This is a genomic window from Novacetimonas pomaceti (assembly GCF_003207955.1).
GTDB lineage: Bacteria > Pseudomonadota > Alphaproteobacteria > Acetobacterales > Acetobacteraceae > Novacetimonas > Novacetimonas pomaceti.
Window position 1 is genome coordinate 1 of record NZ_NOXG01000071.1, and the last position, 2,599, is coordinate 2,599.

General features: G+C 62.9%; 2 protein-coding genes and 2 pseudogenes. All 4 read left to right on the plus strand.

Going from position 1 to position 2,599, the window contains the following annotated elements; genetic code table 11:
- Positions 1 to 1,170: pseudogene (locus tag CFR71_RS15445) on the plus strand (ParB/RepB/Spo0J family partition protein); the annotation flags it as partial.
- Between the two features lie 183 nt (positions 1,171 to 1,353).
- On the plus strand, positions 1,354 to 1,692 hold the full coding sequence (locus tag CFR71_RS15450) for a hypothetical protein (RefSeq protein WP_110532197.1): 339 nt from the start codon (positions 1,354 to 1,356) through the stop codon (positions 1,690 to 1,692).
- Positions 1,685 to 2,098 (plus strand): hypothetical protein, encoded by a 414-nt coding sequence (locus CFR71_RS15455; protein ID WP_110532199.1) that lies wholly within the window; start codon positions 1,685 to 1,687, stop codon positions 2,096 to 2,098. Before CFR71_RS15450 ends, CFR71_RS15455 begins: the two co-directional genes overlap by 8 nt.
- A gap of 163 nt (positions 2,099 to 2,261) precedes the next feature.
- Positions 2,262 to 2,599, plus strand: a pseudogene (locus tag CFR71_RS15460) (phosphoadenosine phosphosulfate reductase family protein); the annotation flags it as partial.

Here is a 2,599-nt window from a genome sequence, read left to right on the forward strand (position 1 = left end):
GAAGCCGGGAAGGACGGTCGTTATACCGATGACGGCTTCGCCTATGAGAAGGCGCAGCGCCAGTGGCTGGGTCAGAACACGCCTGAAGACGCACTGATCGTGCAGAGCGACGAGAACGGCGAGCCGGTTTTCGAACCCGGCATGGTCCGGATCTACTGGCAGCGCGAGGGCGCCACGAAATTCTTCTGGCTTGATCATCGCCTCAAGGTTCGCGAGGGTTGGTGCGTCCTGCCGGGCAGCGAGGCGGCAGGTCGCGTGACGCCATCCGCCGTCATTGAAGCCCTGCCAGAAGGGCCGAGGGAACGGCCCGATATTTCGGGGCGCGGTTTTGACATGATCGGCAGTTTCCGCACCCAGGCGCTGCATGCCGCATTGGACGGCATGCGGGGCTCTGCCGATCCATGGGTCCTGGTCGGGCTGATGATCGCGGCCCTCAATGCGCAGAATGTCCGGGTGGATGGGGATTCCAACGCACACTACCCGCAGCGCCGTCCGTCACGCCGGCTCGTGGCCGCCGCCGGACTGTTCCAGGATGGCGAGATGGCGCTGGACGAGGCGCTCCTGCGTGGCGCTGCTGTCGACGTGCTCAAAGCCGTTCTGTCCTGCGAGAAGAACGCGACGAATAGCGGCGACTGGGGTGTCCTGGTCGGCCATATCGTGAAAGCGGACGACCATCTGCCCGCCATGGCGGATGAAGACTTCCTGAAAACGCTCAGCAAGTCCGGCATCACGAAGGCCATAAAGGAGGAAGGCATCCTGCCGCGCAATACCGGCAAGGAAATGCGCCGCGCCCTGATGGACCATGTCGGGCAGGGGAGCTGGGTGCATCCTGCCGCGCGTTTCCAGGTCGATGTCGCAACGCTGAATGCCGCCTTCGCGGAAGCGCTCGCCCCGACATCCGAAGCGGATGACGATGATGGGGACCTGGCGCATGACGACGATATCGACCTGGAAGACGATGTGGATGCTGGTGCGCGGACTGGTGGCCTGGGAACCGCTGATCCTGCCGCGACGGGCATTGAGCTCGATAAAGTGGCTGGTACCCCCCCAGACCTGGCGGCAGATCAAGAGGATGACGTGCCGCACGGCAGGGCGGAAGGTCTGGCTCCGCTATCGCAGACACCCGAAGAATTCCTCAGGACGCATGTTGAGTTTGTAGGCTTCAGCTGAGCGAGGCTGTTGCCGCCGTACGGCTCTGGCTCACGGCCCGTCGCCCTCAGTGGTGACGTCGGGCGGTGAGCCAGCAACGGACTCAGGCAGGACGTCGACCGGGAAATTCTGCGATGCGCCCCCACCGGGCTTATCCGGAACGTCAGGTTACGCGTTCACCTGCGTCGGCGAAGGAGAACCGTGATGACCGATGAATACATGACGGAAAAGCGTCTGATCGGCAGGTATGTGGTTGAACTGGGTTTCCACCCGGATGGTGGGGTTCTGATCCGGACGCCTGAAATCTATCCGCCTGCGGCCCGCCGATGGCGGGGACCCTATGAGAGCGTGGAGGCGGCAGTAGTCGAATTTTCCGCTTTCACGGCGGTTCCCAGAGTCACATCGGCCGAGCTGGCCCGGCTGAGAGAGCGTGGCGCTGTCGCCGAAATCTGCGGAAAGGACGTGATGGTGTGGCACTGCCCATGGCGGGAAGCCAAGACACTGAGCGAATTTGTCCTGGTAAGGGAGGACGGCAATGCCTGATTTTCGTGTCACGCTGGTTGAGCGCCTGTTTGAAGCGGATGCCGGCGATTTCAGGGTCACGGCGACGGATGCCGAGGCGGCTGCGCGGATCGTCCTCAATGCCGTCCCCGACAGTGTGGACTCTGACGGGATCCGGACCACTATTCTGCCTGACGGCCAGGAAGTGGACCTTGAGGTCGAGGAAGTCGTCCATGGCGAGATCGTGGCCATGGTGCACGATGCCGGGACCGGCGTGCTGCAGGGACAGTTTGGGTTTTCCCTTGTTTTCAGCCCGGGCCAAGAGGCAGCCGCCGTTCTCGCCAGAGTGATGGATCGTGTCCTTGCGGATGACGGTGAGCGGGACACCCATGCAGCCTGCATGGTGCTGCGCCGGTATCTGCACGAATACCTGAACGCGGACGCATAGGAAAAGCAGGAAGGCACAGGAAAAAATATGCCCGAAGGGCCATCGCGCCTCAAACGGTGGCTCTTGTCCCGCTCCGCGGGTCTGCGATGCCGGCGCGCGCGCCGCGTTTGACCCGCGATACCCCGTCGGACCGCCAGAAGACATTCAGACAAGGAGAATGTCCATGGTGACCGCAAGCCTGTCATCCCGTCAGGGAACTGTCGTGCCGGAGCCCGGAGAGATACCTGATCTGGCGCGTTATGATCACGTCATCGTCGCCTGTTCCTTTGGCAAGGATTCCCTCGCCAGTACCCTGCACCTGCTCGAAAAGGGCGTGGCGCCGCAGCGCATCGAGTGGTGGCACCATCTTGTGGACGATGACGGGGACGTTTTTGACTGGCCGCATGTGCCCGATTACGGGCAGCATCTGGCTGCAGCCCTTGGCGTCAGGCTGTATTTCTCCGCCCGCCAGGGCGGGATCGTGCGGGAAATGCTGCGCGAGAATGCGCCGACCGCACCGGT